This window comes from Enterobacter cloacae complex sp. P2B (assembly GCF_014895985.1).
GTDB classification, from domain to species: domain Bacteria; phylum Pseudomonadota; class Gammaproteobacteria; order Enterobacterales; family Enterobacteriaceae; genus Enterobacter; species Enterobacter bugandensis.
In genome coordinates this window covers 116,459-141,955 of record NZ_JADBQQ010000015.1, presented here as the reverse complement: position 1 = coordinate 141,955, position 25,497 = coordinate 116,459, and the positions used below count along the sequence as shown (strand labels likewise).

Genomic DNA, 25,497 nt, shown 5'->3' with positions numbered 1-25,497 from the left:
TTTGCTTTGTGCGCCGGAAAATGCCGGATGGCAGCTTCGCCTTATCCGGCCTACAGGTTTTGCAGGCCCGGTAAGCGCAGTGCCACCGGGAAATGCTAACCGCACGATCTTACCGGGAAGAGATACAGGAGTAAAAATAAGGTAAGGTTTTGATAAACGCAGAAAAGCAAAAACCCAGCCATAGGCTGGGTTCTTTAAATAGTGGTGCCCGGACTCGGAATCGAACCAAGGACACGGGGATTTTCAATCCCCTGCTCTACCGACTGAGCTATCCGGGCAACGGAGCGCATTAAACCGCAATCGCGCCTTATCGTCAACATTATTTCAGGAAAAGCTGTTCAACTGCTTAAGTTTGCGGCAATCTGTACGTTTTCACCGTGAAAATGCACAAATCTTCCAGACAATACCGGGCCGTGCGGCAATGCTGATGACAACAGGAGGGCAGTATGGCAAACGACTGGCTTGAGCTCCGTCAGCATGCGGATACCGGCATTGAAACGATTAAAGCGCACTTCGAAGGCCATGCCTTCGATCCCCACTGGCACGATAGTTATCTGGTCGGGATTACCCTTTCAGGCACCCAGCAGTTCCACTGTCGTCGCGAACGCCACCGCAGCCATCCTGGTGATGCGTTCTTACTGGAGCCGGGTGAAATTCACGACGGCGACGCGCCTGTGGAAGGAGGCTTTACCTATCTCACCTTCTATCTTGACGAGCAGTGGCTGACGCGTACCCTCCGTGGATTATATGAAGCCACGCCGGATCGCTACTCGCTTCACTTTGCTCAAACGCTAACGCGAGAACCTCAGCTGGTCCGTTCTATCGGCGAGACATTTAACGCGTTGCATAGCGATGAGATGAAAATTGTTCAGCAGAGCACAATGGATAAGCTGCTCTCTCAGATCACCTCCCATTGCCACTGGCGTAAGAAACTCCCGTCGCAGCTACAGAGCGCTGCCGTGGCGCATCGCGCACGCGACTATCTTTATGCGCATATCGGCGAGAACGTGGGGTTGTCAGACCTTGCGCGCGAGACGGGCACGGATCGCTTTACGCTGACGCGCTGTTTTAAGCGCGAGTTCAACCTGGCACCGCACGCCTGGCTTATTCAGCTGCGTCTGGCAAAGGCGCGACAGCTGCTGGCGCACGGCGAACAGCCTGTTAATGTGGCTACAGCGCTCGGTTTTGCCGACCAAAGCCATCTGGGACGCTGGTTCCAGCGTGCATACCGCATTTCCCCTGCCCACTACCGCCGGTTGTGCACAAACCTTCCAGACGTTTCCAGAAAATAGCGGCACAGTAATGGCTCTAACAAAAAAGGAGCCATCTGTGAGTCTGATGCCTTATCTGCTGTTTGCCTTTGTCGCGTCGATAACGCCCGGCCCGACGAATATCCTCGTTCTCACTAACAGCCAGCACTTTGGCGTGAAAAACACCATTCCCGCCATTATAGGGGGATGTATTACGGCGAGTCTGATTGTGCTGATATCGGGTGCCGGCGCCGGGGAGGTGCTGCGTCAGTTTCCTCTGATACGCCAGGCAATGAGTTGGGCGGGCGTGCTGTGGCTAACCTGGATGAGCTGGCAACTGTATCGGGCGCCTGCGGCGAATCTTTCTGAGAAGACGCCTCATCGCTTCACCGCGCAAGCCGCAGCGCTGCTGCAGATGGTGAATCCGAAAACGTGGATGATGGCGCTGGCGGTAGTGAGTCTTTTTGCTCCCGCGAGCATTCATCCGTTAAGAGATATTGCGCTGATGGCGCTATGGTTCTTACTGATTTCTGTGATGTGCCTGATGTGCTGGGCGTGGCTGGGGAAGGCGGTAAACCGGGTGTTTCGCACCACCGTGGCGATGGTGCGGTTTCAGCGCCTGATGGCGCTATGTCTGCTCGTCTCCGCCTGGGCGGGCATGCTGGTCTAGGTTAACGCCCCGCCCATACGACACTGGGCAAAGCGCAGAATGTCTTCCGCCAGGCGGTGCGCCGTATCCACATCGGCCTGGCTACGGTTCACCAGCATGCGGCTCAGGCAACCCTCCAGTACGAGCTCCATCTGCTTAGCGACCATTGCCGGGTCATCCACTTCAAGCGTTGTCAGCAGTTCGTGGGTGAAGTCATGCGCCGCACGTTTTTGCTGATCCGCCAACTGGTGTATTGGATGGCCAGGATCGGGATAAAACGTACAGGCAGCAATAAACAGGCAGCCTGGATAACGATTGTTGCTGACGCACTCTGTCAGGGCGGTGTAGCGCGCTAACAGTTTTTGCTCAGCGGTCAGCTCTTCATCCAACATTAGCTGCCTGCGCCAGATATCCACCTGCTGGCTAAGATAGCGTAGGGCATCATAAAGCAGCGCCTCTTTATCCGGCCAGAAGCGCTTAAGCTCATCCAGAGGGTAATCGATACGGTCGGCTACCATCTCAAGCGTGGTGCTGGCGATCCCTTGAATCTCAAGTAGTTGCAGGGCTTGTCCCAGTACGTCTTCGCGTTGCACGGTTATCTCCTCCGCTATTCCCAACGGTATGTCCCGTCTAAAGTGTTGTTTACGGTTGGCGATTGCGCAAATGCGCGCTGAATGCCGGTGCGTCCATAAACCCGGTTACACGCTGTTCTGGCAGCTCTTCCCCCTGCTCATTGAAGAACAGAATGGTTGGCAGCCCGAGTACGGTAAGGTGTTTAAGCAGGGCCTTATCCTGCGCATTGTTGGCTGTGACGTTTGCCTGAAGGAGTACCGTCTCTTTCAGGGCATTTTGCACCTGAGGATCGCTAAAGGTGTATTTTTCAAACTCTTTGCAGGCAACACACCAGTCGGCATAGAGGTCGAGCATCACCGGTTTGCCTTTTGCCTGCGCCAGCGCGCTGTTGAGCTCATCGACGTTCTTAACGTGTATAAAGTTTAAATGTGCCTGCGTCTGGCCCACAGGCGAGCCGAACGCCCAATCCTGAAGCGGGCGCACGCTCACCAACGCGGCGGCGAGCAGGAGAATTTGCACCAGACGCATCCACGCTTTTTTTGCCCCCAGGCTGACGATAAACGCCCAGGAGAAGAACGCCACGCCGAGCATGGCCCACAGGCGCAAACCCCACGCGTCACCCATGATGCGCTCCAGCAGGAACACCGGGAGCGCCAGGATGACAAAGCCGAACGCGGTTTTCACCGTCTCCATCCACGGGCCGCTCTTCGGCAGCAGGCGGTTGCCAAACACCGTCACCAGAATCAGCGGCAGGCCCATCCCCAGCGCGTAAAGATACAGCGTACCCCCGCCGAGCCACATATTACCGCTCTGGGCGATGTACAGCAGGATAGCGCTCAGCGGCGCGGTGGTGCAGGGGGAGCAAATCAACCCGGCGATGGCGCCCATTGCGAACACGCCGCCCGCAGAGCCACCCTGCTGGCGATTGCTCATCAGGGTTAAGCGGGTTTGCAGCGAAGAGGGCAGCTGAAGCGTGAACAGGCCAAACATCGACAGCGCAAGCAGAATAAATACGGCTGACAGGCCGATTAGCACGTAAGGGTGCTGAAGCGCTGCCTGGAACTGCAGTCCGGCCGCGGCGACCACGAGGCCGAGCGCGGTATAGGTGAGCGCCATGCCCTGCACATAAATAAAGGCCAGGAGCAGCGCCCGGGCGGTAGAAAGACGCTGTTTGCCGCCCAGTACAATCCCGGAGATAAGCGGGTACATCGGCAGGACACAAGGGGTAAAGGCAATGCCGATACCAATCAGTAAGGCCCAAAGTGCTGAGAACGGCAGATCGGAAGCAGCTTTGGCTTCGCCTTCATCCCTCACCCTGTCCCTCTCGCCTGAGGGGAGAGGGGAGGCAGCCGCTTTAACTTCAGTAAGCGGAACGACCTTCGTTTCAGGAGGGTAGCAGAAGCCCGCGTCGGCACAGCCCTGATACGTAACCGTCAGCGTGGCATCTTTATCCGCCTGATTCACCGTAACGGGCACGCTTAAGCGCTGGCGATAAATTTCACTTTTACCGTAGAACTCGTCCTCATGCCATTCGCCAGCGGGCATCTGCAATGCGCCAACGTTAGCCTTTGCCGGCGTGATGCTGACCTGCTTGCGGTAGAGGTAGTAACCCTCTTTCACCTGCCAGGTCAGATTGAGATCGTGCTGGTTTTGCTGAAAGTCGAAAATGAACGCCTGGTCGGCGGGAATAAAGTTCGAACGGCCGGGCGCGTCAAACAAACCGGCAAATACTGACGTGCTGCACAGCAGCAGGATCAGCGTAAAGAAGCGTTGAGCCATGAGAGATAGTCGTTATCGCCGTGGACCACTGGCAGCACCAGCAGCTCCGGGGTTTGATAAGGATGATGAGACTTGAGGCAGTCAAGGAGCGCCTGCTGATTCGCCAGATTGGTTTTGAGCAACATCTGGACTTCATACTCCTGCTCCAGCTTGCCTTCCCAGTAATAGAGGGAGGTCGCGCCGGGAAGCAGCGTGACGCAGGCAGCCAGTTTTTCGGCCAGCACTTTGGCGGCGAGATCCTGGGCAGAGGCTTCATCAGGGGCGGTACACAGTACGACAACAGCATCAGGCGTGTTCACAAGTCGACCTCCTCATCACGAAAGTCTTCACTATATCACGCCATGCGATTGGTCATTAATGAAACGGGCCGCAGAGCGGCCCGATTTTAACTATTTTTACAACGGCTAACCGTTTACAGCACAATGCCGCCAATGATAAAGCCGAGGACGACGCAAAGCGTAATCGCCACCACGCCCGGGATCAGGAACGCGTGGTTAAACACGTACTTACCGATGCGGGTTGAGCCGGTATCGTCCATCTCAACCGCGGCCAGCAGGGTTGGGTAGGTTGGCAGAACGAACAGCGCAGAAACCGCCGCAAAAGAGGCAATCGCCGTCAGCGGCGTCACGCCCAGCATCAGTGCCGCAGGCATCAGCGCTTTGGTGGTGGCAGCCTGAGAGTAAAGCAGCGTCGCGGCAAAGAACAGTACCACCGCCAGCAGCCACGGGTAGTTGTGCAGCAGGTCGCCGGCAACGGTCTGGATGTCGCTGATGTGCGCTTTCACGAAGGTGTCACCGAGCCACGCCACGCCCAGTACGCACACGCAGGCGCTCATACCGGATTTGAAGGTGCTGGCGTTCAGCACTTCGCTGGTGTCGATTTTACAGGTGATGCTAATCAGCGTGGCGATGGTCAGCATGAATACCACAATCGCTTCGTTACGCGGCAGCACCGGGTTCTGGATCAGCCCCACGGTGTCGCTGATGGCGGTCGCGTAGAACATCACGGCGACGATACCGATCAGGAACAGCAGCACGGAGCGTTTCGCGTGCGGCTTCAGCTCGAAGACCTGGCTACCGCGCAGGCTCACTTCACCTTTTGCCAGACGCTCCTGGTAAACCGGATCGTCTTTTAGCTCGGCACCGAGGAAGTTACACAGCACGGCGGTAATCATCACCGCAATCAGCGTGACTGGAATACAGATCGCCAGCAGCGTCAGGTAGCTCACGCCCATCGGCTCAAGGATACCCGCGAAGAAGACTACGGCGGCTGAGATTGGCGACGCGGTGATCGCAATCTGCGACGCCACCACGGCAATAGAAAGTGGACGAGACGGGCGAATCCCCTGTTCTTTTGCCACCTCGGTGATCACCGGCAGCGTGGAGAACGCCGTGTGGCCGGTTCCCGCGAGAATGGTCATAAACCAGGTCACCAGCGGGGCAAGGAAGGTGATGTATTTCGGATGGCGGCGCAGCATGCGCTCCGCCAGGCTCACCAGGTAGTCCATACCGCCCGCCACCTGCATGGCCGCAATAGCGGCAATAACCGCCATGATGATTTCGATAACGTCAAAAGGAATTGCGCCGGGTTTAATCTGAAAGATAAGGGTAAGTACGAGCACCCCGAGACCGCCGGCAAAACCAATGCCGATACCCCCGAGCCGCGCGCCCAAATAAATCGCCAACAGGACGATGACGAGTTCTGCTCCAAACATAAAGACCTGCCTTGCTTATTAACAAGTTGATATTGAATTGTTGTATTTAGGTAACGCCTAAAAAGAAAAAAGGCACGTCACAAGTGACGTGCCTTTCGGAAGCCTAGCCTGAACTGTTACTGTTCGCTTTCATCGGTATATCGTTTCGCTTTATATGCCGGATGCATCAGGTTCTGGGCCGAGAAGATATCGTCCAGCTCGGCTTCGGTCAACAGTCCACGCTCCAGCACGACTTCACGCACGCTCTTACCGGTTTCGGCGCAAATCTTACCAACGATGTCACCGTTGTGGTGGCCGATGAACGGGTTGAGGTAAGTAACGATCCCGATGGAGTTATAAACATAGCCTTCACAGACTTCTTTATTCGCGGTGATGCCGTTAATGCATTTTTCCAGCAGGTTGTAGCAGGCGTTAGTCAGGATGTGAATGGATTCAAACATCGCCTGGCCAATCACCGGCTCCATCACGTTCAGCTGCAGCTGACCGGCTTCGGAGGCCATGGTCACGGTGGTGTCGTTACCAATCACCTTGAAGCAAACCTGGTTCACCACTTCTGGCACTACCGGGTTAACTTTGGCTGGCATAATGGAAGAACCCGCCTGCAACTCTGGCAGGTTGATTTCGTTCAGGCCAGCGCGCGGGCCGGAGGAGAGCAGGCGCAGGTCATTACAGATTTTGGACAGTTTCACCGCCAGACGTTTCAGGGCGCTGTGTACCATTACGTACGCGCCGCAGTCGGATGTGGCTTCAATCAGGTCTTCCGCAGGCACCACCGGCAGGTTAGACACTTCCGCCAGCTTCTGAACCGCCAGCTGCTGATAGCCATCCGGGGTGTTCAGACGCGTACCGATGGCGGTGGCGCCCAGGTTCACTTCCAGCAGCAGCTCGGAGGTGCGCAGCAGGTTTTTGGTCTCTTCGTTCAGCAGCACGTTAAACGCGTGGAATTCCTGACCGAGGGTCATTGGCACCGCGTCCTGCAGCTGGGTACGGCCCATTTTCAGAATGTCCTGGAACTCAACGGCCTTACGCTGGAAGCCATCGCCCAGCTGGTTGATCGCGTCGACCAGTTTGACCACGGAGGCATACACCGCGATGCGGAAGCCGGTTGGGTAGGCGTCGTTGGTGGACTGGCATTTGTTAACGTGGTCGTTCGGGTTGAGGTACTGGTATTCACCTTTCTGGTGGCCCATCAGCTCAAGGCCGATGTTTGCCAGTACTTCGTTGGTATTCATGTTGACGGAGGTACCCGCGCCGCCCTGATAGACGTCAACCGGGAACTGGTCCATGCATTTGCCGTTGTTCAGCACTTCATCGCAGGCAGCGATAATCGCATTTGCCGCGCTTTTAGGAATGGTTTGCAGCTCTTTGTTCGCCAGCGCTGCGGCTTTCTTCACCATCACCATGCCACGGACAAACTCAGGGATATCGCTGATTTTGCTGTTGCTGATGTAGAAGTTTTCAATCGCTCTCAGAGTGTGAACACCATAGTAGGCATCCGCTGGAACTTCCCTGGTACCCAACAAGTCTTCTTCGATACGAATGTTGTTTAACATGTGAACCTTCTTTTCAAGCTGCCGATGGATTGTACTAAACACACAACATATATGTGGTTTTGAATATTTTCTGACCGACGATTATTCCCTCAATCGGCCAGATGTTCGAGATCATATGCTGATGATAGCGAATTGCCGTAAGCTGGATCACTTATTATCGACCCGATTCCATGATAATTATTAATCTGTGAAATGTGTCACCGCTTTAATATTTCCGAAAAAAATATCCGTGCAAACCGATTGAATTTTGGCTAACCGTCTCCATCTCTTACAGACGCGTGACGCGAACACATTCAGACAGGGGCCAGATGGCACCTGCCACACAGGAGATGCCAGTGCGCTGGATACCGTTTATTGCTTTCTTTCTCTATGTTTACATTGAGATTTCTATTTTCATTCAGGTAGCTCACGTGCTGGGCGTCCTGCTGACGCTGATTCTGGTGATCTTCACCTCCGTCATCGGCATGTCGCTGGTGCGTAATCAGGGTTTCAAAAATTTCCTGATAATGCAGCAGAAGATGGCCGCAGGCGAAAGCCCGGCAGAAGAGATGATCAAAAGCGTGTCGCTGATTATTGCTGGCCTGCTGCTGATCCTGCCGGGGTTCTTCACCGACTTCCTCGGCCTGCTGTTGCTGTTGCCGCCGGTGCAGAAGCACCTGACCATGAAGCTGCTGCCGCACCTGCGCTTCAGCCGCATGCCGGGCGGCGGGTTCAGCACAGGGCCAGGCGATACCTTCGAAGGGGAGTATCAGCGCAAGGATGAACAGCGCGACCGTTTAGACCATAAAGACGATCGATAATTTTTTTGCCCGGTGGCTTCGCTTACCGGGCCTACGGATTTTTCCGCTTCGGTAAAAACGCCCACAGCCCCGCCAGCATGACGATGGCGTACGCACTCTTCCATCCCACCATCGCCAGCAACAGCAGGCACAGCATGCCCCCGACGACCGCCAGTGCTTTATAGCGACCTTTAAGCAGACGACAGCCCGCGAGCATGCACAGCAGGTAGATCATGATGAAAATACCGTTGGCGTAGATAATTAGAGCATCGAGGTTGATGTCGAGAAGATAAATACCCAGCGAGCTCAGGACGCAGCAGCCCAACACGGCATTCAGCGCATTCATCGGGAGTTGACGTTTAGACAACCGCGCGAGGCGGCTCTCAGGTTTGTAGCGCGCCTGTGACCACACCAGACGGGCGAAGCTCTGGATATAAATGTTGAGGCTGGCAAAGCAGGCGAGATAGCCAATCACACAGGCCACCCATAGCGCCTTCACGCCGAAAAGTTTAACCACGATACCCGGTAGCGATGCGGCGGCGGCTTTATCTTCGCCGAACGCGTTGAAGTGCAGCACCAGCACGGTACAGGCCCAGTATACGGTGCCCGCCAGCAGTAAACCAATCATCAGAGCGCGGGGAAAATCACGCTCGGGCTGTTTAAACTCGGATGCCAGGTGAGCGAACGCTTCAAGTCCAACAAAACACCAGAACATGACGGATAACGCAGCGAAAAGCTGTGAATGGTCGATATCGTTTATCGCAGGGAAGGGGATATCCGCTACGGTAATGTTACCCGCAAACCAGATGGCGACGATCAGCACGACGATCAACGCTGCAACCAACGTTTGCAGATTCGCGCTTGAACTGGCTCCGCGCGAGCCCACCCACCAGACGATCGCCAGCGTACCCAGCTCAGCCAGCAGCAGTTGTTCGTCGTGCCAGCCAAACAGCGCCTGTCCAAAGCCGGTGGCGATATGCAGGGCTGCCGGAAGGCCAACGGGTATTACCGACAAAAACAGCCAGCCGGTTACGCGCTCCATGCGCGGACCAAACGCCATGCCGACAAAATGCGCTACGCCGCCCGCGCTGGGGAAGTGCCGCCCGAGTATGGCAAACACAATCGCCACCGGGAACACCAGCAGGATCAGCACCGGCCATGCCCAAAGACTGTTATTTCCGGCGACCAGCGCCGCCAGTGCCGGTACGGCAAACACGCCGGTACCTAACAAGGAGGTTGAAAGCAGGCCAACGCCCTGCGCCAGCCCCAGCTCCTGCCTGAGTCCACTCATTTACCTTGCCCTGCCACCATCAAAAGAGAGTGGATGGTAACACTTTCGCAAATTTTTTTTCGATTCCCCCTTGAAGGGGTAAAAAGCTATCCCCATCTCTCAGGGCACTAGTCGGAAAACCGCATGCGGGCCGGCGTCATCCATAACTGATAATGACTTTCTCAAAGGAGAGCTATCAATGAGTATTCGTCCGTTACATGATCGTGTGATCGTCAAACGTAAAGAAGTTGAAACCAAGTCTGCTGGCGGCATCGTTCTGACCGGTTCTGCAGCAGCCAAATCAACGCGTGGCGAAATCATCGCTGTCGGTAAGGGCCGCATCCTGGAAAACGGAACTGTGCAGCCGCTGGACGTTAAAGTTGGTGACATCGTAATTTTCAACGATGGCTACGGCGTGAAATCCGAGAAGATCGACAATGAAGAAGTGTTGATCATGTCCGAGAGCGACATTCTGGCAATTGTTGAAGCGTAATTTACGCACGAGAATTTGAGGAAATAAGAACATGGCAGCTAAAGACGTAAAATTCGGTAACGACGCTCGTGTAAAAATGCTCCGCGGCGTAAACGTACTGGCAGATGCAGTTAAAGTGACCCTGGGCCCGAAAGGCCGTAACGTAGTGCTGGATAAATCCTTCGGCGCGCCAACCATCACCAAAGATGGTGTTTCCGTTGCACGTGAAATCGAGCTGGAAGACAAGTTCGAAAACATGGGCGCGCAGATGGTGAAAGAAGTTGCCTCTAAAGCGAACGACGCTGCAGGCGACGGTACCACCACCGCGACCGTACTGGCGCAGGCTATCATCACTGAAGGCCTGAAAGCCGTTGCTGCGGGCATGAACCCAATGGATCTGAAACGTGGTATCGACAAAGCTGTCGCATCCGCTGTTGAAGAACTGAAAGCGCTGTCCGTACCGTGCTCTGACTCTAAAGCCATTGCTCAGGTTGGTACTATCTCCGCTAACTCTGACGAAACCGTAGGTAAACTGATCGCTGAAGCGATGGATAAAGTCGGTAAAGAAGGCGTGATCACCGTTGAAGACGGTACCGGTCTGGAAGACGAACTGGACGTGGTTGAAGGTATGCAGTTCGACCGCGGTTACCTGTCCCCATACTTCATCAACAAGCCAGAAACTGGCGCTGTTGAGCTGGAAAGCCCGTTCATCCTGCTGGCTGACAAGAAAATCTCCAACATCCGTGAAATGCTGCCAGTGCTGGAAGCCGTTGCGAAAGCAGGCAAGCCGCTGGTTATCATCGCTGAAGATGTTGAAGGCGAAGCGCTGGCGACCCTGGTGGTTAACACCATGCGTGGCATCGTGAAAGTGGCTGCGGTTAAAGCACCTGGCTTCGGCGATCGCCGTAAAGCAATGCTGCAGGATATCGCTACCCTGACCGGTGGTACCGTGATCTCCGAAGAGATCGGTATGGAGCTGGAAAAAGCGACCCTGGAAGACCTGGGCCAGGCGAAACGCGTTGTGATCAACAAAGACACCACCACCATCATCGACGGTGTGGGTGAAGAAGCCGCTATTCAGGGCCGTGTTGGTCAGATCCGTAAGCAGATCGAAGAAGCCACTTCCGATTACGACCGTGAAAAACTGCAGGAGCGCGTAGCTAAACTGGCTGGCGGCGTTGCGGTAATCAAAGTTGGTGCGGCGACCGAAGTTGAAATGAAAGAGAAGAAAGCACGCGTTGACGATGCCCTGCACGCCACCCGTGCTGCGGTAGAAGAAGGCGTAGTTGCTGGTGGTGGTGTCGCGCTGGTACGTGTAGCCGCTAAGCTGGCTGGCCTGACCGCTCAGAACGAAGACCAGAACGTGGGTATCAAAGTTGCGCTGCGCGCAATGGAAGCTCCTCTGCGTCAGATCGTGTCCAACGCCGGTGAAGAGCCGTCTGTGGTTGCGAACAAAGTGAAAGCGGGTGAAGGTAACTACGGTTACAACGCGGCAACTGAAGAATACGGCAACATGATCGACTTCGGTATCCTGGATCCAACTAAAGTGACCCGTTCTGCTCTGCAGTACGCGGCATCTGTAGCTGGCCTGATGATCACGACCGAGTGCATGGTAACCGACCTGCCAAAAGGCGACGCGCCTGACTTAGGTGCTGCTGGTATGGGCGGCATGGGTGGAATGGGCGGCATGATGTAATCATGTTGTTCTGAACCTCTCAGAACGAACCCCGGGCAGAAATGTCCGGGGTTTTTTATTGCCGCTACTCAAATGTTCCCTTCACGCATGCTACGCCTTCGCACACCATCTGGCGGCCTTTCGCCCAGACCTCGCGGATCTTCAGGTCATCCGTCAGCACCAGGAAATCGGCATCGCATCCGGGCGCGAGCCGCCCCTTATGCTCCAGCCCGAGAAACTCCGCTACGTTACGCGTAAACGGCAGAAGCGCCTCCTCCAGCGGCAGGTGATACCGGCTGACCAGTTGCTGCAGCGTCTGAGGCAGAGATTCGAACCCGGCTACGCCAATGCCCACCAGATTACCGTTCGCGTCAAAATTCGGTTGGCTGCCGTTACCGTCCGAGCTGAGCGTAAGCCGGTTAAACGGCACCTGTGCTTCACGGGCCGTCGCGATGGCGGTGGCGGCATCAATGGGCTCACTGATGCTGGTGGTGATGTCGATATAGCCCCCGTCGCGGGCATAATCCAGCGCGGCGAGGAACAGCGCCTGGTCGCGGTTAACGTGGGTTGGCAGCAGCTTCGTGCGTGGCACGTCGGCGTTTTTCAGGATGTTAAGCAGCGGCTCCAGCAGCTTCGGGCTGTTGCCGAGGTGAAACACGGATATGCCCGCTTTGGCGCCCAGCAGCCCGCCGACGCGCGACTGGGCGGCCATATTCGCGAGCTGGTCATCCGCTGGTGCGGAAGAGCGATGGTCGGAAATCGCGCATTTCACGCCGATGATTTTATCAATCAGCGCCACATCCTTTTCGATGCTGCCGGTAATCGTCGGAGAAGGCAGCCCGTATGCGCCTGTCAGCATCCACGCGCTGATCCCTTCATGCTCAAGCGCCCGCGTTTTTGCCAGCAGAGATTCGGGATGACGGGTCACGCCGTCGGTACCCAGCAGGCCAACAACGGAGGTGATGCCCGCCGCCACCAGCGCGGACAACCGTACCTCCGGCGTCCGGGTGTGCGGACCGGCTTCACCGCCGCCGCCGATCAGGTGTACGTGCTGATCGATAAAGCCTGGACAAACCACCGCCCCGGCGAGATCGGTTTCAGGACAGCTAAGCTGGATTGCTGCGCGATCCGTTTTTTCAATCGCGACGATTTTTCCCCCGGCGATCAGCAGATCGCAACGTCCCCGATCCTCCGGCGCGTAAAGGTGCACATTGCGGAAAAGATGGGGTTCCAGCACTGAAAAATCCATTTTTATCTCCTCAGAAGAGTAGCTGCATTACCCACATTGAGAGCAGGGCGTTAATGACGCAGACGGTAATGATGTGCGGATAATACTTCGGGTTAACGCCTGCGGTGCCCAGACAGCGGCCGGTGTTTTGCACCGGATTGCCCATCAGATAGATGGCGGGCAGCAGAACGGTGGCATCGTGGCCGTTGAGCGTGCCGGCAGCCACCAGGCTGGCGCAAACCCCCACGCCGCCGCCCATACTCATCACCGAGGCCAGCAGGACCGTTGCCGCCGCGCCCGGAAGCCCCCACAGGGCCATAATTGGCTCGCAAATATTGCCAACAATATCCAGCAGGCCGGTCACCTTGAGCGCCTGAATGATGACAAACGCCATAACCACGTTCGGCAGCAGGCTGGTGGTGGCGATGGTAAAGCCTCGGCGGGCGCCATCGATAAACATGTCCATGATATTTTTACGCGGCTGGGCGATCATTTTTTTCCTCCTGAATACGACGATCTTCCATGTGAGCGATCCACAGACGCAGGAGGTTCGCGCCAACAAATTTAAACATCAGTATGACGGCCAGCGGCGTGATTACCGGGACGGTAATAAACGTGAAGAGTGCGGCGCCGGAAGAAAAATAGTTGGTAATGATGGCGCTACCGCTGGTCTGGAAGGTGGCGAAAATGGCGCGCTCGCGATCGGTAATAGCCCCTTCGTCGGTCAACTCTTTGGTCATCCCTGCTGCGGCATCGGTATTTTGCAGGTTGGCGATGAGGGCCAGAGAGCAGACGCCCGGTACGCCAAGCAGTGGGCGCAAAATGGGCGTCATCAGCTGTTGCGCGGCACGCAGCCCGCCCAGCCCCTCGGTGACGGCAATGATCCCGAGCGATAAAATGACCGAAGGCGCCAGTTCAAGGGCAAATAAGAAACCGTCTTTCGCCCCCGTGCCGCCCTCACCGCGAAACGTGAGCGCGCCGTTCACCGGACCGAAGCTGCCGTTTAGGACGGTAAAATCCAGCACGCGCCACCATTCGGAACTTTTGGCGAAAAAGCCTGAGAAAAATACGATGGTGAGCACAAACGCCAGATAGCCCACCCATGTTACCTTTTCCTCTCCTGAGGATGATGCACTCATGAAACCCCCTGTTTTAATCGCGTACAAAAGTTGTACGTCGCAACACTAAAAACGATCGAGGGCTAAAACACGATATCCCAAAGGGCATTATCAGAATTCATTTAAGATGTCGGAGGAGTGATGTACGGAATCCGGCTCGCAGAAATGCGCGGGGATTTTTCTTTTAGTCATCTTTTAGGTATAAGATTTACACACGGACAATTACTGTCCAGCTTATTGAAAACGAGGAATAACATGCGCGTAAAAGTCTGTGCAGGGATCGTAGGAGCAGCGTTGCTGCTGGCGGGTTGTAGCTCCAGCAATGAACTGTCGGCAGCGGGCCAGGGCGTTCGCTTTGTGGAAGATAAGCCAGGCAGCGAATGCCAGCTGTTAGGCACGGCCACCGGTGAACAAAGTAACTGGATGTCGGGTCAGCACGGTGAAGAAGGTGGCTCTATGCGCGGCGCGGCGAATGCCTTGCGTAACCAGGCTGCTGCAATGGGGGGGAACGTGATTTACGGCGTGAGCAGCCCGACGCAAGGAATGCTCTCCAGCTTCGTGCCAACGGCCAGCCAGATGAGCGGCCAGGTCTATAAGTGCCCGAACTGAGTTTACTTGCTGATGGCGCTGCGCCCCACCTCGTAGGGCAGGTAAGCGTAGCGCCACCTGCCTTTTAGCGCTGCCGCAGTTGCAAATCCAGCGGCGTCTTACTCGGCTCTCCGCCAATCTCGCGTGCCAGCTTCGGCACCATATAACCTGAAACCAGCGTTAACAGCTCGCGCATAATCTGTCGGGCTTCTTCATCCGTCACCATGAAATGCGCCGCGCCCTGCACGCGATCCAGCACGTGCAGGTAATAGGGCATCACGCCTGCGTCAAACAAGGCATTGCTGAGATCGGCCAGCACCCGGGCGCTGTCGTTCACGCCGCGTAACAATACGCTCTGGTTGAGCAGCGTCACGCCCGCCTTACGCAGACGCGCCATCGCCGCGCGAAATTCATCGTCGATCTCGTTCGCGTGGTTGATATGGTTTACCAGCAGCACCTGTAGACGTGACTGCTCCAGGCGTGCAACCAGGCCGTCAGTGATACGTGCCGGAATGACAATCGGTAAACGGCTGTGAATGCGCAGACGTTTGATGTGCGGGATGGCTTCAAGCTGCGTCAAAAGCCAGTCCAGTTCATGATCTTTTGCCATCAGCGGGTCACCGCCGGAAAAAATAATCTCATCCAGCTCTGGATGGGCGGCGATATAGTCCAGCGCAACCTGCCAGTTGCGCTTATTTCCCTGGTTTTCGGCATACGGGAAGTGCCGACGGAAGCAGTAACGACAATTTACCGCACAGCCGCCTTTTACCAGCAGCAGGGCGCGATTGAGATATTTGTGCAGTAAACCCGGCACCACGCTGTTTTGCTCTTCCAGCGGATCGGTGCTGTAGCCCGGCGCTGTAATAAACTCATCCTGCGACGTAAGGGTTTGTTTTAATAAAGGATCGTCAGGGTTGCCTTTTTCCATGCGCGCAACAAACGCGCGGGGAACGCGCAGGGCGAAAAGTCGCTTTGCCTCACGGCCAGCAAGCAACTCCGGGTGCTGATCGAGGTCTAAAAGACGCAGCAATTCATCAGGACTGGTGATTACATCGGCAAGTTGCGATAACCAATCTTCTCTGGATGGGGTGTTTAGGGTTACAATATGCGCCATTTTGTGGCTTAGCTACCAGTTAACAAATTTAGAGGGCCTTATGGCAACGTACTATAGCAACGATTTTCGTGCTGGTCTTAAAATCATGATGGACGGCGAACCGTACGCGGTTGAAGCCAGCGAATTCGTTAAACCAGGTAAAGGTCAGGCATTCGCACGCGTTAAGCTGCGCCGCCTGCTGACCGGCACCCGTGTTGAGAAAACCTTCAAATCTACTGACTCCGCTGAAGGCGCTGATGTTGTCGATATGAACCTGACTTACCTGTACAACGACGGTGAGTTCTGGCACTTCATGAACAACGAAACCTTCGAGCAGCTGTCTGCTGACGCGAAAGCCATTGGCGATAACGCGAAGTGGCTGCTGGATCAGGCTGAGTGCATCGTGACCCTGTGGAACGGCCAGCCTATCGCCGTTACCCCACCAAACTTTGTTGAGCTGGAAATCGTTGAAACCGATCCAGGTCTGAAAGGTGACACCGCGGGTACTGGCGGCAAGCCAGCAACGCTCTCCACCGGCGCTGTGGTGAAAGTACCGCTGTTCGTACAGATCGGTGAAGTGATCAAAGTGGATACTCGCTCCGGCGAATACGTATCTCGCGTGAAGTAATTTACGTCATGATTCAAGGCGCAGCGCCCGCTGCGCCTGATTTTTGCAGGCAGGGATGATGAAACGTACCGTTAAAATTCTGCTTCTGTTAGCGCTCTCCAGCGTACTGCTTTCCGGCTGTAACACCGCCCGTGGCATGGGGGAAGATATCCAGGACCTCGGTCATATCATTTCTCACGCAGCCAGCTAAGTCCGTCTAATTTTCCTAAAATTGCTTCCTTTTCCGTCAATCGGCGGGATCTTGTCTATTCTTAAGTTGCTATACACAAAACAACTTTGGCTATAAAAGGAAGATATTATGGTTAAGAAAACAATTGCAGCGATCTTTTCTGTCCTCGTGCTTTCCTCCGTGTTGACTGCATGTAATACCACCCGCGGCGTAGGGGAGGATATCTCCGACGGTGGTAACGCGATTTCTGGTGCAGCAACTAAAGCTCAGAACTAATGAAGCATGGACGGTACGGCACGTGAGTTTCACCGTACCGTCAATTCTCTGCTTCCTGCAGGGATAAAAACGGTGAAAAGCGTGTATCCATATGCAGCTTCATGCGGATATTGCGTTTATAGGTATAAACCGTTTTTCCGTTAATGCTCAGGTGAGCGGCTATCTTTTGGTTGCTCGCGCCGTCCATCCATAACGTCAACACTTTCTCCTCCTGTCGTGTCAGCAAGGGGGCGGCCACCGTCGGGCGGTACGTGCTTGCGCGCGAAATTAACGCGTCATTGATAACCGTCGCGATTTCCTCAAGAGGGGCATTTTTCATTAGCGAAGACCAGACCGGGAAGTTCCCGAGCCAGGTCGCCAGGTCCTTGTCCTCTCCCGATTGCAGCATAATAAAAGGTAATTTTTCGCTGGCGTTCAGCAAGGAAGAGAGTTGCTGGAAATGGTGAATATCCTGCCTGAAACCATGCAGGTCAGCGATGACCAGCTCAGGTTTCCATTGCAGAATGTGCTCCCTGGCGAGGAATAGATTGTTCAGCCCGGTCACAACGTAGTGCCCCGGGAACAAACCGGAATGATTGAGCCATGCTTCAAACCCGGTGCGGGTGAAGTGACAACGGTCAATCAAAAGAATCTTGAACATATTTTATTCGCAGTCGGCTAGTGGTTTGGCTTCCTGCCATCAGAAAGCACATCATCATAGAGAAGTCCGATGAGCTATAAATGCCTGAACTCCGCGCCATACTGCGGCTATTTCTGGGCTTAACGCGTTCATCAGAAAATGATTGAAAAAAAATCGCACGCTAACCAAAATATGGGGTGTTATCTGCCTTGCGGGACGACCCGTAAGCGCTTCCTTCATCGGGGACGGCCCCAACTGTTTTTAAGTTAAGGAGCCCGAGATGTCCTGGATTATTCTCTTTATTGCTGGTCTGCTCGAAGTGGTATGGGCGATTGGTCTCAAGTACACCCACGGATTTACCCGCCTGACGCCCAGCGTTATTACCGTTACGGCGATGATCGTGAGCATTGTTCTGCTATCGTGGGCAATGCGTTCTCTGCCCGTGGGAACGGCCTATGCCGTCTGGACGGGGATCGGTGCCGTAGGCGCGGCGATTACCGGCATTCTGCTGCTGGGTGAGTCAGCGAGCCTGGCGCGCATTGCCAGCCTCGCTCTGATTGTTGCCGGTATCATTGGGCTGAAGCTCAGTACCCATTAACGGGGCTGTTTTACCCAGATGAGTTTCGACACATCAAACCCCTGTCGGGTCGCGACGTCCAGCATCTGCTGTTTCATTTCTGACGAAATAGTTGGCGTGCGGGAAAGTATCCACAGATAGTCGCGATCCGGCCCGCAGACCAGCGCGTGACGGTACTCTCTGTCGAGTGCTATTACGTTATAGCCGCCATAAAACGGGCCGAAGAAAGAGACTTTGAGCGCGGCCCGTCGCGGGTCGCCAGTGAAATAGGCTTTCCCGACCGACTGCTGCCACATCTCCCGCTCGGGATTATAGCCCCGGTTGATCACCTGAATACCGCCATCATCCATTGGGCTGTAATTAGCAGTAACCTTCTCTAAGCCCTGCTCAAACCGATGGTCGAGGCGCGCGATTTCATACCATGTTCCGAGGAAGCGTTGTGCATCAAAAGGCGTGACGACGGTAACGCCAGGAGGTGGGGTAGGGGAACTGCAGGCAACCACTAAAAACGCGGCTGTCACCGCAGCGATAACAGGCAAAATGCGCATAGGAGTTTCCTTACTGTTTTTTTGTTAAGTGTAGATGACGGCAAGGAAAATGTGGTTTTTGTGCGGTGTGTTTCGCCGGGTAAGCGCAGCGCTACCCGGCAATGTTTTACTGCAGCGCGTCGAGGATACGGTATGCCGCCTCAACTCGCGCCGGGTTCGGATAGCTTTTATTCGCCAGCATCACAATGCCGAGTTGCTTTTCAGGAATAAAGGCCACGTAGCTGCCAAACCCGCCGGTGGAGCCCGTTTTGTGCACCCATGAGGCCTTAACCAGGGGAACGGGTGGATTCACTTCTCTCGCAGGCAACGGTGCCAGCGCCACCTTGTTATCACTGCCTCCGACGACGGTTTTGGCATCGACCGGCCAGTTAAGCATCTCCCAACCTAACCCCTGATACATGGCACCCACGCGCCAGTAGCGAGACTGCGCCAGCGTAATACCTTGCTTCAGGGACGTATCCTGCAGCGCGTCAGGGGCCATGTTGGCCATCACCCAGCTCGCCATATCCTGCACGTTGGTTTTCACGCCATATGCCTCTGCGTCCAGCATGCCCGGTGAAACGTGGACCGCTTTACCGTCACGATATCCCCAGGCGTAATGCGTCTCCTCCGCTTTCGGAACGTTAATCCAGGTATGATCCAGCTTGAGCGGCTTAAGGACCCGCGCCGTCATGGCCTGCTCATAGCTCATGCCGGAAGGTTTGACCGCCAGCGCGCCAAAAAGACCGATGCTGGAGTTGGCGTAAAGACGCGTTGTGCCCGGCTTCCACTGAGGCTGCCAGTTTTGATAGAAGCGCAGCAGGGATGCGTTATCTGTAACCTCATCGGGCACCTGTAAAGGCAGGCCACCGGCGGTGTAGGTTGCCAGATCCAGCATGCGAATCCCTTGCCACTGCTTGCCGGTCAGTTCAGGCCAATATTTAGTTACCGGATCGCCCATCGAAATTTCGCCGCGGGAAATAGCATCGCCCCCCAGCACGCCGGTGAAGGTTTTACTTATAGAGCCCAGTTCGAACAGGGTTTGCGGGGTGACGGGTTTGTTCGCCGCGATATCGGCCTTTCCAAAGGTAAAGTAGTGTGGCTGGCCCTGATAAATCACGGCCACCGCCATGCCTGGAATACCCTGCGCTTTCATCAGGGGCGTAACGTTGCGTTCTACCACGTCAGCCAGCTGTTTTTCCGACATCGGCGCGGCGAGTACAGAGCAGGATGTGCTGAGCAGCAGGGCGCAGCAAAGGAATTTTTTCATCATCAATTATCTTCCATAATAGCAGGTCAAGGGAGTGTCCGGGCCCGGCAGACCGCTGTAGTCTGTTGGATTTGACTATGGCTGACAAACGGTTAAATTTAGCATGAGCTGTTAATTTTTCTAACGGATGGAACAATGACCCGCAGCTATCTTCCGCTTAATTCGCTTCGCGCCTTCGAAGCGGCCGCCCGGCACCTCAGTTTTACGCATGCCGCGATAGAGCTGAACGTCACCCATTCCGCCATCAGCCAGCACGTTAAGGCGCTGGAGCAGCATCTGAATTGCCAGCTGTTTGTCCGCGTCTCGCGCGGCCTGATGCTGACCACGGAGGGGGAAAATCTGCTGCCGGTGCTGAATGATTCATTCGATCGTATCGCCGGAATGCTGGATCGCTTTGCCAGCCAGCGCGCTCAGGAGAAGCTAAAAATTGGCGTAGTAGGGACTTTCGCCACGGGTATCCTGTTCTCTCAGCTCGCGGACTTTCGCCGCTGTTATCCGCATATCGATCTTCACCTTTCCACCCATAACAACCGCGTCGATCCGGCTGCTGAAGGGCTTGATTATACGATCCGCTACGGTGGTGGAGCGTGGCACGGCACCGAGGCGCAGTTCCTGTGCCCTGCGCCGCTGGCGCCGCTTTGCTCGCCCGAAATCGCCGCCGTGCTCCAGTCTCCGGCCGACATCCTGAAGTTTACCCTGCTGCGCTCTTACCGACGCGACGAATGGTCGGCGTGGATGCAGGCGGCAGGCGAGCATCCTCCGTCGCCAACGCACCGGGTGATGGTGTTTGATTCGTCTGTCACCATGCTGGAAGCCGCACAGGCAGGTATGGGCATTGCCATTGCGCCTGTCGATATGTTTACCCATTTGCTGAACAGCGAGCGCATCGTGCAGCCGTTTACAACGCAAATTGATCTGGGCAGTTACTGGTTAACGAGACTGCAGTCGCGGGCTGAAACGTCCGCAATGCATGAATTTGCCCAATGGCTGGTGGGAAAGATGCAGAAATAAAAGGCCCGCCGGATGGCGGGCCAGAAGCGTCAGATAGTGACCACGGCAATCAGCGTCACCACGGTCAGGATGGTTGCCAGCCCGTAGAACACCCATTTACCGCTCGGCACATGGATTTTTAGGTCATGCATCGCATGGTGAATGCGGTGCAGGCCGCACCACAGCGGCAGGACGATCATCAGGAAGATGAACACGCGGCCAATAAAGCTGCTCGCAAACGCCAGCACGCGCTCGTAGCTCAGCGCATCGCCCGGGAACAGCCCCAGCGGCAGCATAATGCCGACCAGCAGGATGATTACCGGGGCGATGATGGCACTCCACATGCCGCCTGCGCCAAACAGGCCCCAGAAGACCGGCTCGTCTGAACGTTTTGGATTTGGATTGATCACAGTAGTCTCCTTACCAGAACAGTGCGACAAACAGAATGACAACAGTGGCCAGGATCGTCACTGCCCATAGCCCTTTAATGACTGGCTCCGGCCCCATTTTTTCGTCTTTAATGATGATGTTTGCCGCTTTTGGCGCCAGTTCAAACCAGGTTTTGGTATGAAGTAGCGCCGCCGCGAGCGCGATCAGGTTCAGAACCACGATGATTGGGTTTTGCAGGAAACCGACAAAGTTCGCCCAAGTTTCCGGCCCGTGTTTAAGGGCAAAAACGCCATACATTAACTCAAGGCTGAACCAGACCGCCGGTACCGCCGTGCCTTCACGCAGCATATAGAAGCGATAAAACGGCAGGTTTTTCCACCAGGTGGACGGCACAGGCCGCACGTAGGCTTTGCGTTTAGTCGTCATCATGCACTCCTTAGCGTGGTTTCAGGGTAGCGATAAGAAAGTCTTTCGAGCTTTCCACTTTACCCTGCTGAATTGCGGCGGCCGGGTCGATGTGCTTCGGACAGACTTCGGAGCAGTAGCCCACAAACGTACAGGTCCAGACGCCGTTCTGGCCGTTTAGCTGCGCCATACGTTCTTTTTTGCCGTGGTCGCGGCTGTCTTCGTTATAGCGGTGCGCCAGGGTAATGGCGGCCGGGCCGATGAACTCCGGGTTCAGGCCAAACTGAGGACAGGCGGCGTAGCACAGGCCGCAGTTGATGCAGCCGGAGAACTGATGGTATTTCGCCATCTGAGCCGGCGTCTGGGTGTTCGGACCCTGGTCCGGCGTGCGCGGGTTGCCGATGATGTACGGCTTAATCGCTTCCAGGCTTTCGATAAAGTGGGTCATATCGACCACCAGATCGCGCTCAATCGGGAAGTTGCCCAGCGCTTCAACCTTAATGCCTTTGGTGTAGTCACGCAGGAAGGTTTTACAGGCCAGCTTCGGCACCTTGTTGACCATCATGCCGCAGGAGCCGCAGATCGCCATGCGGCAGGACCAGCGGTAGCTCAGGTCCGGCGCCAGGTTGTCTTTGATATAGCCGAGCGCATCCAGCAGGGAGGTTTGCTCGTCATAAGGCACTTCGTAGAAAGCGCTGTGGGGGGCGGTATCCACTTCCGGGTTGTAGCGCACCACTTCAACTTTCAATTTTTGCATCTCAGCCATTCGCCTTCTCCTTCTTCTCGGCGGCTTCTGCTTCTGCGCCATACACGCGTTTAGCCGGTGGCAGCGTGGTGATTTTCACGTCGCTGTAGTCCAGACGCGTGGTGCCATCCGCATCGCGCCAGGCGAGAGTGTGTTTCAGGAAATTGACGTCGTCACGTTCGGTACAGCCTTCGTCCAGACGCTGGTGGGCGCCGCGAGACTCTTTACGCGCCAGCGCAGAGTGCGCCATACATTCCGCGACGTTCAGGCCGTGGCCAAGCTCAATGGTATAGAGCAGGTCGGTGTTGAAGACGCTGGAGGTATCGGTGATGCGCACGCGCTTGAAGCGCTCCTGCAGTTCCGCCAGCTTGTCGACGGTTTTCTGCATCAGTTCCGGCGTACGGTAGATACCGCAGCCTTCTTCCATCGACAGGCCCATCTCGTCGCGGATCTTCGACCAGTTCTCGTTGCCTTCCTGGTTCACCAGATCCTTCAGGCGTTTTTCAACGTCTGTGACCTGCGCATCCAGCGCCGCACCGTTTGCTTCGCCTGCGGTTGCCGCACGCTCCATGGCGCGCTCGCCCGCCATGCGGCCAAAGACGACCAGCTCTGCCAGCGAGTTAGAGCCCAGACGGTTGGCGCCGTGCAGGCCGACGGAGGAACACTCGCCCACGGCGAACAGCCCTTTAATGCGGGTTTCACACTGCTGGTCGGTTTCAATCCCGCCCATGGTGTAGTGCGCGGTTGGGCGTACCGGTATCGGCTCTTTCACCGGGTCGACGCCCACGTAGGCTTTTGCCAGTTCGCAGATAAACGGCAGACGCTCCAGCAGTTTCTTCTCGCCCAGGTGACGCAGGTCGAGATAGACCACGTCGCCGCGCGGCGTTGAGATGGTGTTGCCCTTGCGCCACTCGTGCCAGAAGGCCTGAGAAACTTTGTCGCGCGGGCCGAGCTCCATGTATTTGTTTTTCGGCTCGCCGAGCGGGGTTTCCGGGCCCATGCCGTAATCCTGCAGATAGCGGTAGCCGTTTTTGTTGACCAGAATACCGCCTTCACCGCGGCAGCCTTCCGTCATCAAAATGCCGGAGCCCGGCAGGCCGGTTGGGTGATACTGCACAAACTCCATATCGCGCAGCGGCACGCCGTGGCTCAGCGCCATGCCCATCCCGTCGCCGGTGACGATGCCGCCGTTGGTGTTGTAGCGATAGACGCGACCCGCACCGCCCGTTGCCATCACCACCGCATTGGCGCGGATCTGGACGAGCGTGCCTTCCATCATATTCATCGCCACCAGGCCACGTGCATGACCGTCGTCGACCAGAATGTCGAGGACAAAATGTTCATCGAAGCGCTGAATTTGTGGGAACTGAAGGGAGGTCTGGAAGAGGGTGTGCAGCATGTGGAAGCCGGTCTTATCGGCGGCGAACCAGGTGCGTTCGATCTTCATGCCACCGAAGCGGCGGACGTTAACGCTGCCGTCCGGACGGCGGCTCCACGGGCATCCCCATTGTTCCAGTTGGGTCATCTCCGTTGGGCAATGGTGCACGAAGTAGTCAACGACATCCTGTTCGCAAAGCCAGTCGCCCCCTGCAACCGTGTCGTGGAAATGGTATTCGAAGCTGTCATGATCCTGCGCGACGGCGGCGGATCCTCCTTCTGCTGCCACTGTGTGGCTGCGCATCGGATAGACTTTTGAAATCAATGCGATTTTAGCGTTCGGGTTGGCTTGTGCCGCAGCAATTGCAGCGCGTAATCCAGCCCCGCCAGCGCCTATTACGGCAAGATCGGCTTGAAAAGTTTGCACGACATTCCTCCAGATTTTTGTTTTCCCGCAATGCGATGAACTAAAGGAAGTTCACCTGCCCGAACGGGCGATTGCGGAAGCGATTCCACTGCTCCTTTATGGGTATAACAGTATAACCGCGTAGTTGTGAGGGAAATTTGACGTGTTCGATTTTTTTGCTGTTCTGTGCGGTGATTTATCATCGTGATTGATGAAATGCATCACAGAATAATCCACATAAATGAAATACGCGTTTTTACTGCGCAAAATTTGTCTCTGCCACTGCTAACGAGTAGACTTCGTGCCCTTGTCTGAAATCGGAGAAAAACTCATGAGCGAAACGGCCACCTGGCAGCCGAGCGCATCCATCCCAAATCTGTTAAAACGCGCCGCAATTATGACGGAGATCCGCCGTTTCTTTGCCGACCGCGGCGTCCTGGAGGTGGAAACCCCGTGCATGAGTCAGGCAACGGTAACGGATATTCATCTGGTCCCGTTTGAAACCCGTTTTGTTGGCCCAGGCCACTCCCAGGGCATGAATCTGTATCTGATGACCAGCCCGGAATATCACATGAAGCGCCTGCTGGCGGCGGGGTGTGGTCCGGTGTATCAGCTGTGCCGCAGCTTCCGTAATGAAGAGATGGGGCGTCACCACAACCCGGAATTCACCATGCTGGAGTGGTACCGCCCGCACTATGATATGTACCGCCTGATGAATGAGGTGGACGATCTGCTGCAGCAGGTACTGGACTGCTCAGAAGCCGAAACGCTCTCCTATCAACAGGCCTTCCAGCGCCATCTGGAAATCGATCCGCTGTCGGCGGACAAAGCCCAGCTGCGTGAAGTGGCGGCAAAACTGGATCTGAGCAACGTGGCGGATACCGAAGAGGATCGCGACACGCTGCTGCAGCTGCTGTTCACCTTCGGCGTGGAACCGCAGATTGGCAAAGACCGTCCGACGTTTGTCTATCACTTCCCGGCAAGCCAGGCGTCTCTGGCGCAGATCAGCACCGAAGATCACCGCGTGGCAGAGCGTTTTGAGGTTTACTACAAAGGCATCGAGCTGGCGAACGGCTTCCACGAGCTGACCGACGCGCGCGAACAGCAGCAGCGTTTCGAGCAGGATAACCGTAAGCGCGCCGCACGCGGTCTGCCGCAGCAGCCGATTGATGTTAACTTGCTGGAAGCATTAAAAGCCGGTCTGCCGGATTGCTCCGGCGTGGCGCTGGGCGTGGATCGTCTGGTCATGCTGGCGCTGGGCGCCGAGCAGCTGGGCGATGTGATTGCCTTTACGGTCGATCGCGCCTAAAGCATGGCCGGGTGGCGCTGTCGCTTACCCGGCATATAGTATCTGTGGCAATTTTCCTTTCCATTTCT

At 55.8% G+C, this 25,497-nt stretch carries 29 protein-coding genes and 1 tRNA gene; 12 read left to right on the top strand and 18 right to left on the bottom strand.

All coding sequences use genetic code 11. The features are described 5' to 3' along the window. Nucleotides 1-202: 202 nt before the first annotated feature. Nucleotides 203-278, bottom strand: a tRNA-Phe gene (locus tag IM313_RS14550). A gap of 168 nt (nucleotides 279-446) precedes the next feature. Here IM313_RS14550 and IM313_RS14545 point away from each other — a divergent pair. Together IM313_RS14545 and IM313_RS14540 are read left to right on the top strand one after the other, a co-directional pair. Continuing rightward, nucleotides 447-1,292, top strand: a complete 846-nt coding sequence (locus tag IM313_RS14545) for an AraC family transcriptional regulator (protein ID WP_041911503.1) — start codon at nucleotides 447-449, stop codon at nucleotides 1,290-1,292. Nucleotides 1,293-1,329: 37 nt separating this feature from the next. Then, on the top strand, nucleotides 1,330-1,920 hold the full coding sequence (locus tag IM313_RS14540; protein WP_192972002.1) for a LysE family translocator: 591 nt from the start codon (nucleotides 1,330-1,332) through the stop codon (nucleotides 1,918-1,920). Here the strand turns inward: IM313_RS14540 and IM313_RS14535 are convergent. The 5 genes from IM313_RS14535 to aspA all read right to left on the bottom strand — a co-directional run bounded on the left by IM313_RS14535 (nucleotide 1,917) and on the right by aspA (nucleotide 7,518). After that, complete coding sequence (locus IM313_RS14535; protein WP_192972003.1) at nucleotides 1,917-2,492, bottom strand: transcriptional regulator; 576 nt, start codon at nucleotides 2,490-2,492, stop codon at nucleotides 1,917-1,919. The two genes, IM313_RS14540 and IM313_RS14535, sit on opposite strands and share 4 nt — an antisense overlap. 49 nt (nucleotides 2,493-2,541) lie before the next feature. Then, complete coding sequence (locus IM313_RS14530) at nucleotides 2,542-4,251, bottom strand: protein-disulfide reductase DsbD (protein ID WP_047366961.1); 1,710 nt, start codon at nucleotides 4,249-4,251, stop codon at nucleotides 2,542-2,544. Beyond that, the gene (gene cutA / locus IM313_RS14525) at nucleotides 4,227-4,550 is read right to left on the bottom strand and encodes a divalent cation tolerance protein CutA (protein WP_014168278.1); all 324 of its coding nucleotides are present in this window, start codon (nucleotides 4,548-4,550) and stop codon (nucleotides 4,227-4,229) included. The genes IM313_RS14530 and cutA overlap by 25 nt, the downstream gene beginning before the upstream one ends. 113 nt (nucleotides 4,551-4,663) lie before the next feature. Then, nucleotides 4,664-5,965 (bottom strand): anaerobic C4-dicarboxylate transporter, encoded by a 1,302-nt coding sequence (locus tag IM313_RS14520; protein WP_008502949.1) that lies wholly within the window; start codon nucleotides 5,963-5,965, stop codon nucleotides 4,664-4,666. Nucleotides 5,966-6,081: 116 nt separating this feature from the next. After that, nucleotides 6,082-7,518: an aspartate ammonia-lyase gene (aspA, locus tag IM313_RS14515; protein ID WP_003855923.1), complete on the bottom strand. Its 1,437-nt coding sequence runs from the start codon at nucleotides 7,516-7,518 to the stop codon at nucleotides 6,082-6,084. A gap of 335 nt (nucleotides 7,519-7,853) precedes the next feature. On the opposite strand from aspA, the gene IM313_RS14510 reads away from it, so the two are divergent. Beyond that, nucleotides 7,854-8,318, top strand: a complete 465-nt coding sequence (locus IM313_RS14510; RefSeq protein ID WP_028015228.1) for an FxsA family protein — start codon at nucleotides 7,854-7,856, stop codon at nucleotides 8,316-8,318. Nucleotides 8,319-8,349: 31 nt separating this feature from the next. On the opposite strand, the gene yjeH is transcribed toward IM313_RS14510, so the two are convergent. Further along, nucleotides 8,350-9,588: an L-methionine/branched-chain amino acid transporter gene (gene yjeH / locus IM313_RS14505; RefSeq protein ID WP_192972004.1), complete on the bottom strand. Its 1,239-nt coding sequence runs from the start codon at nucleotides 9,586-9,588 to the stop codon at nucleotides 8,350-8,352. Nucleotides 9,589-9,766: 178 nt separating this feature from the next. On the opposite strand from yjeH, the gene IM313_RS14500 reads away from it, so the two are divergent. Together IM313_RS14500 and groL are read left to right on the top strand one after the other, a co-directional pair. Further along, entirely contained in the window at nucleotides 9,767-10,060 is a 294-nt protein-coding gene (locus tag IM313_RS14500) for a co-chaperone GroES (RefSeq protein WP_003855929.1), read from the top strand. Nucleotides 10,061-10,091: 31 nt separating this feature from the next. After that, nucleotides 10,092-11,735 carry a chaperonin GroEL gene (gene groL, locus IM313_RS14495; protein ID WP_008502946.1) on the top strand — a complete coding sequence of 548 codons (1,644 nt, stop codon included), beginning with the start codon at nucleotides 10,092-10,094 and terminating at the stop codon, nucleotides 11,733-11,735. Nucleotides 11,736-11,799: 64 nt separating this feature from the next. On the opposite strand, the gene iadA is transcribed toward groL, so the two are convergent. The 3 genes from iadA to IM313_RS14480 are packed head-to-tail and all read right to left on the bottom strand — an operon-like array spanning nucleotide 11,800 to nucleotide 14,081. Further along, nucleotides 11,800-12,963 (bottom strand): beta-aspartyl-peptidase, encoded by a 1,164-nt coding sequence (gene iadA / locus IM313_RS14490; RefSeq protein ID WP_192972005.1) that lies wholly within the window; start codon nucleotides 12,961-12,963, stop codon nucleotides 11,800-11,802. A 10-nt stretch (nucleotides 12,964-12,973) separates the two neighbouring features. Continuing rightward, nucleotides 12,974-13,435 (bottom strand): YjiG family protein, encoded by a 462-nt coding sequence (locus IM313_RS14485; RefSeq protein WP_028015231.1) that lies wholly within the window; start codon nucleotides 13,433-13,435, stop codon nucleotides 12,974-12,976. Beyond that, nucleotides 13,416-14,081 carry a nucleoside recognition domain-containing protein gene (locus IM313_RS14480; RefSeq protein ID WP_192972006.1) on the bottom strand — a complete coding sequence of 222 codons (666 nt, stop codon included), beginning with the start codon at nucleotides 14,079-14,081 and terminating at the stop codon, nucleotides 13,416-13,418. Before IM313_RS14480 ends, IM313_RS14485 begins: the two co-directional genes overlap by 20 nt. A 234-nt stretch (nucleotides 14,082-14,315) precedes the next feature. Between IM313_RS14480 and IM313_RS14475 the strand changes: the two genes are divergently transcribed. After that, nucleotides 14,316-14,669 carry a DUF4156 domain-containing protein gene (locus tag IM313_RS14475; protein ID WP_014882205.1) on the top strand — a complete coding sequence of 118 codons (354 nt, stop codon included), beginning with the start codon at nucleotides 14,316-14,318 and terminating at the stop codon, nucleotides 14,667-14,669. A 64-nt stretch (nucleotides 14,670-14,733) separates the two neighbouring features. Here the strand turns inward: IM313_RS14475 and epmB are convergent, their stop codons facing one another. Beyond that, the gene (gene epmB / locus IM313_RS14470) at nucleotides 14,734-15,762 is read right to left on the bottom strand and encodes an EF-P beta-lysylation protein EpmB (RefSeq protein WP_126326199.1); all 1,029 of its coding nucleotides are present in this window, start codon (nucleotides 15,760-15,762) and stop codon (nucleotides 14,734-14,736) included. Between the two features lie 40 nt (nucleotides 15,763-15,802). Between epmB and efp the strand changes: the two genes are divergently transcribed. From efp to ecnB, 3 genes are all read left to right on the top strand, one after another. Then, entirely contained in the window at nucleotides 15,803-16,369 is a 567-nt protein-coding gene (gene efp / locus IM313_RS14465; protein ID WP_003855940.1) for an elongation factor P, read from the top strand. 58 nt (nucleotides 16,370-16,427) lie between these two features. Next, nucleotides 16,428-16,559, top strand: coding sequence for an entericidin A/B family lipoprotein (locus tag IM313_RS14460; RefSeq protein ID WP_028015234.1), 132 nt, complete (start codon nucleotides 16,428-16,430; stop codon nucleotides 16,557-16,559). 108 nt (nucleotides 16,560-16,667) lie between these two features. Beyond that, entirely contained in the window at nucleotides 16,668-16,814 is a 147-nt protein-coding gene (gene ecnB, locus IM313_RS14455) for a lipoprotein toxin entericidin B (protein ID WP_003855942.1), read from the top strand. Between the two features lie 40 nt (nucleotides 16,815-16,854). On the opposite strand, the gene IM313_RS14450 is transcribed toward ecnB, so the two are convergent. Further along, nucleotides 16,855-17,454, bottom strand: a complete 600-nt coding sequence (locus IM313_RS14450) for a LuxR C-terminal-related transcriptional regulator (protein WP_041911497.1) — start codon at nucleotides 17,452-17,454, stop codon at nucleotides 16,855-16,857. A gap of 259 nt (nucleotides 17,455-17,713) precedes the next feature. Between IM313_RS14450 and sugE the strand changes: the two genes are divergently transcribed. Continuing rightward, nucleotides 17,714-18,031: a quaternary ammonium compound efflux SMR transporter SugE gene (gene sugE, locus IM313_RS14445; protein WP_006178944.1), complete on the top strand. Its 318-nt coding sequence runs from the start codon at nucleotides 17,714-17,716 to the stop codon at nucleotides 18,029-18,031. Here sugE and IM313_RS14440 read toward each other — a convergent pair. Both IM313_RS14440 and blaACT read right to left on the bottom strand, forming a co-directional pair. After that, nucleotides 18,028-18,558 (bottom strand): lipocalin family protein, encoded by a 531-nt coding sequence (locus IM313_RS14440; protein WP_192972007.1) that lies wholly within the window; start codon nucleotides 18,556-18,558, stop codon nucleotides 18,028-18,030. The genes sugE and IM313_RS14440 overlap by 4 nt on opposite strands. Before the next feature lie 106 nt (nucleotides 18,559-18,664). After that, nucleotides 18,665-19,810: an ACT family cephalosporin-hydrolyzing class C beta-lactamase gene (blaACT, locus tag IM313_RS14435; RefSeq protein WP_192972008.1), complete on the bottom strand. Its 1,146-nt coding sequence runs from the start codon at nucleotides 19,808-19,810 to the stop codon at nucleotides 18,665-18,667. A gap of 132 nt (nucleotides 19,811-19,942) precedes the next feature. Between blaACT and ampR the strand changes: the two genes are divergently transcribed. Then, nucleotides 19,943-20,818, top strand: a complete 876-nt coding sequence (ampR, locus tag IM313_RS14430) for a LysR family transcriptional regulator AmpR (RefSeq protein WP_192972009.1) — start codon at nucleotides 19,943-19,945, stop codon at nucleotides 20,816-20,818. Between the two features lie 29 nt (nucleotides 20,819-20,847). Here the strand turns inward: ampR and frdD are convergent, their stop codons facing one another. Genes frdD through frdA form a run of 4 tightly spaced genes read right to left on the bottom strand, consistent with a single transcriptional unit; the run spans nucleotide 20,848 to nucleotide 24,141 of the window. After that, on the bottom strand, nucleotides 20,848-21,207 hold the full coding sequence (gene frdD / locus IM313_RS14425; RefSeq protein WP_000609653.1) for a fumarate reductase subunit FrdD: 360 nt from the start codon (nucleotides 21,205-21,207) through the stop codon (nucleotides 20,848-20,850). Nucleotides 21,208-21,217: 10 nt separating this feature from the next. Then, a complete protein-coding gene (gene frdC, locus IM313_RS14420; protein WP_048999798.1) occupies nucleotides 21,218-21,613 on the bottom strand; it encodes a fumarate reductase subunit FrdC in 396 nt (131 codons plus the stop codon). 10 nt (nucleotides 21,614-21,623) lie between these two features. After that, the gene (locus IM313_RS14415) at nucleotides 21,624-22,358 is read right to left on the bottom strand and encodes a succinate dehydrogenase/fumarate reductase iron-sulfur subunit (RefSeq protein ID WP_048999797.1); all 735 of its coding nucleotides are present in this window, start codon (nucleotides 22,356-22,358) and stop codon (nucleotides 21,624-21,626) included. Continuing rightward, nucleotides 22,351-24,141, bottom strand: a complete 1,791-nt coding sequence (frdA, locus tag IM313_RS14410; protein WP_028015241.1) for a fumarate reductase (quinol) flavoprotein subunit — start codon at nucleotides 24,139-24,141, stop codon at nucleotides 22,351-22,353. Before frdA ends, IM313_RS14415 begins: the two co-directional genes overlap by 8 nt. 310 nt (nucleotides 24,142-24,451) lie before the next feature. On the opposite strand from frdA, the gene epmA reads away from it, so the two are divergent. Continuing rightward, nucleotides 24,452-25,429 carry an elongation factor P--(R)-beta-lysine ligase gene (gene epmA / locus IM313_RS14405; RefSeq protein WP_041911493.1) on the top strand — a complete coding sequence of 326 codons (978 nt, stop codon included), beginning with the start codon at nucleotides 24,452-24,454 and terminating at the stop codon, nucleotides 25,427-25,429. The last annotated feature ends 68 nt before the right edge of the window (nucleotides 25,430-25,497 follow it).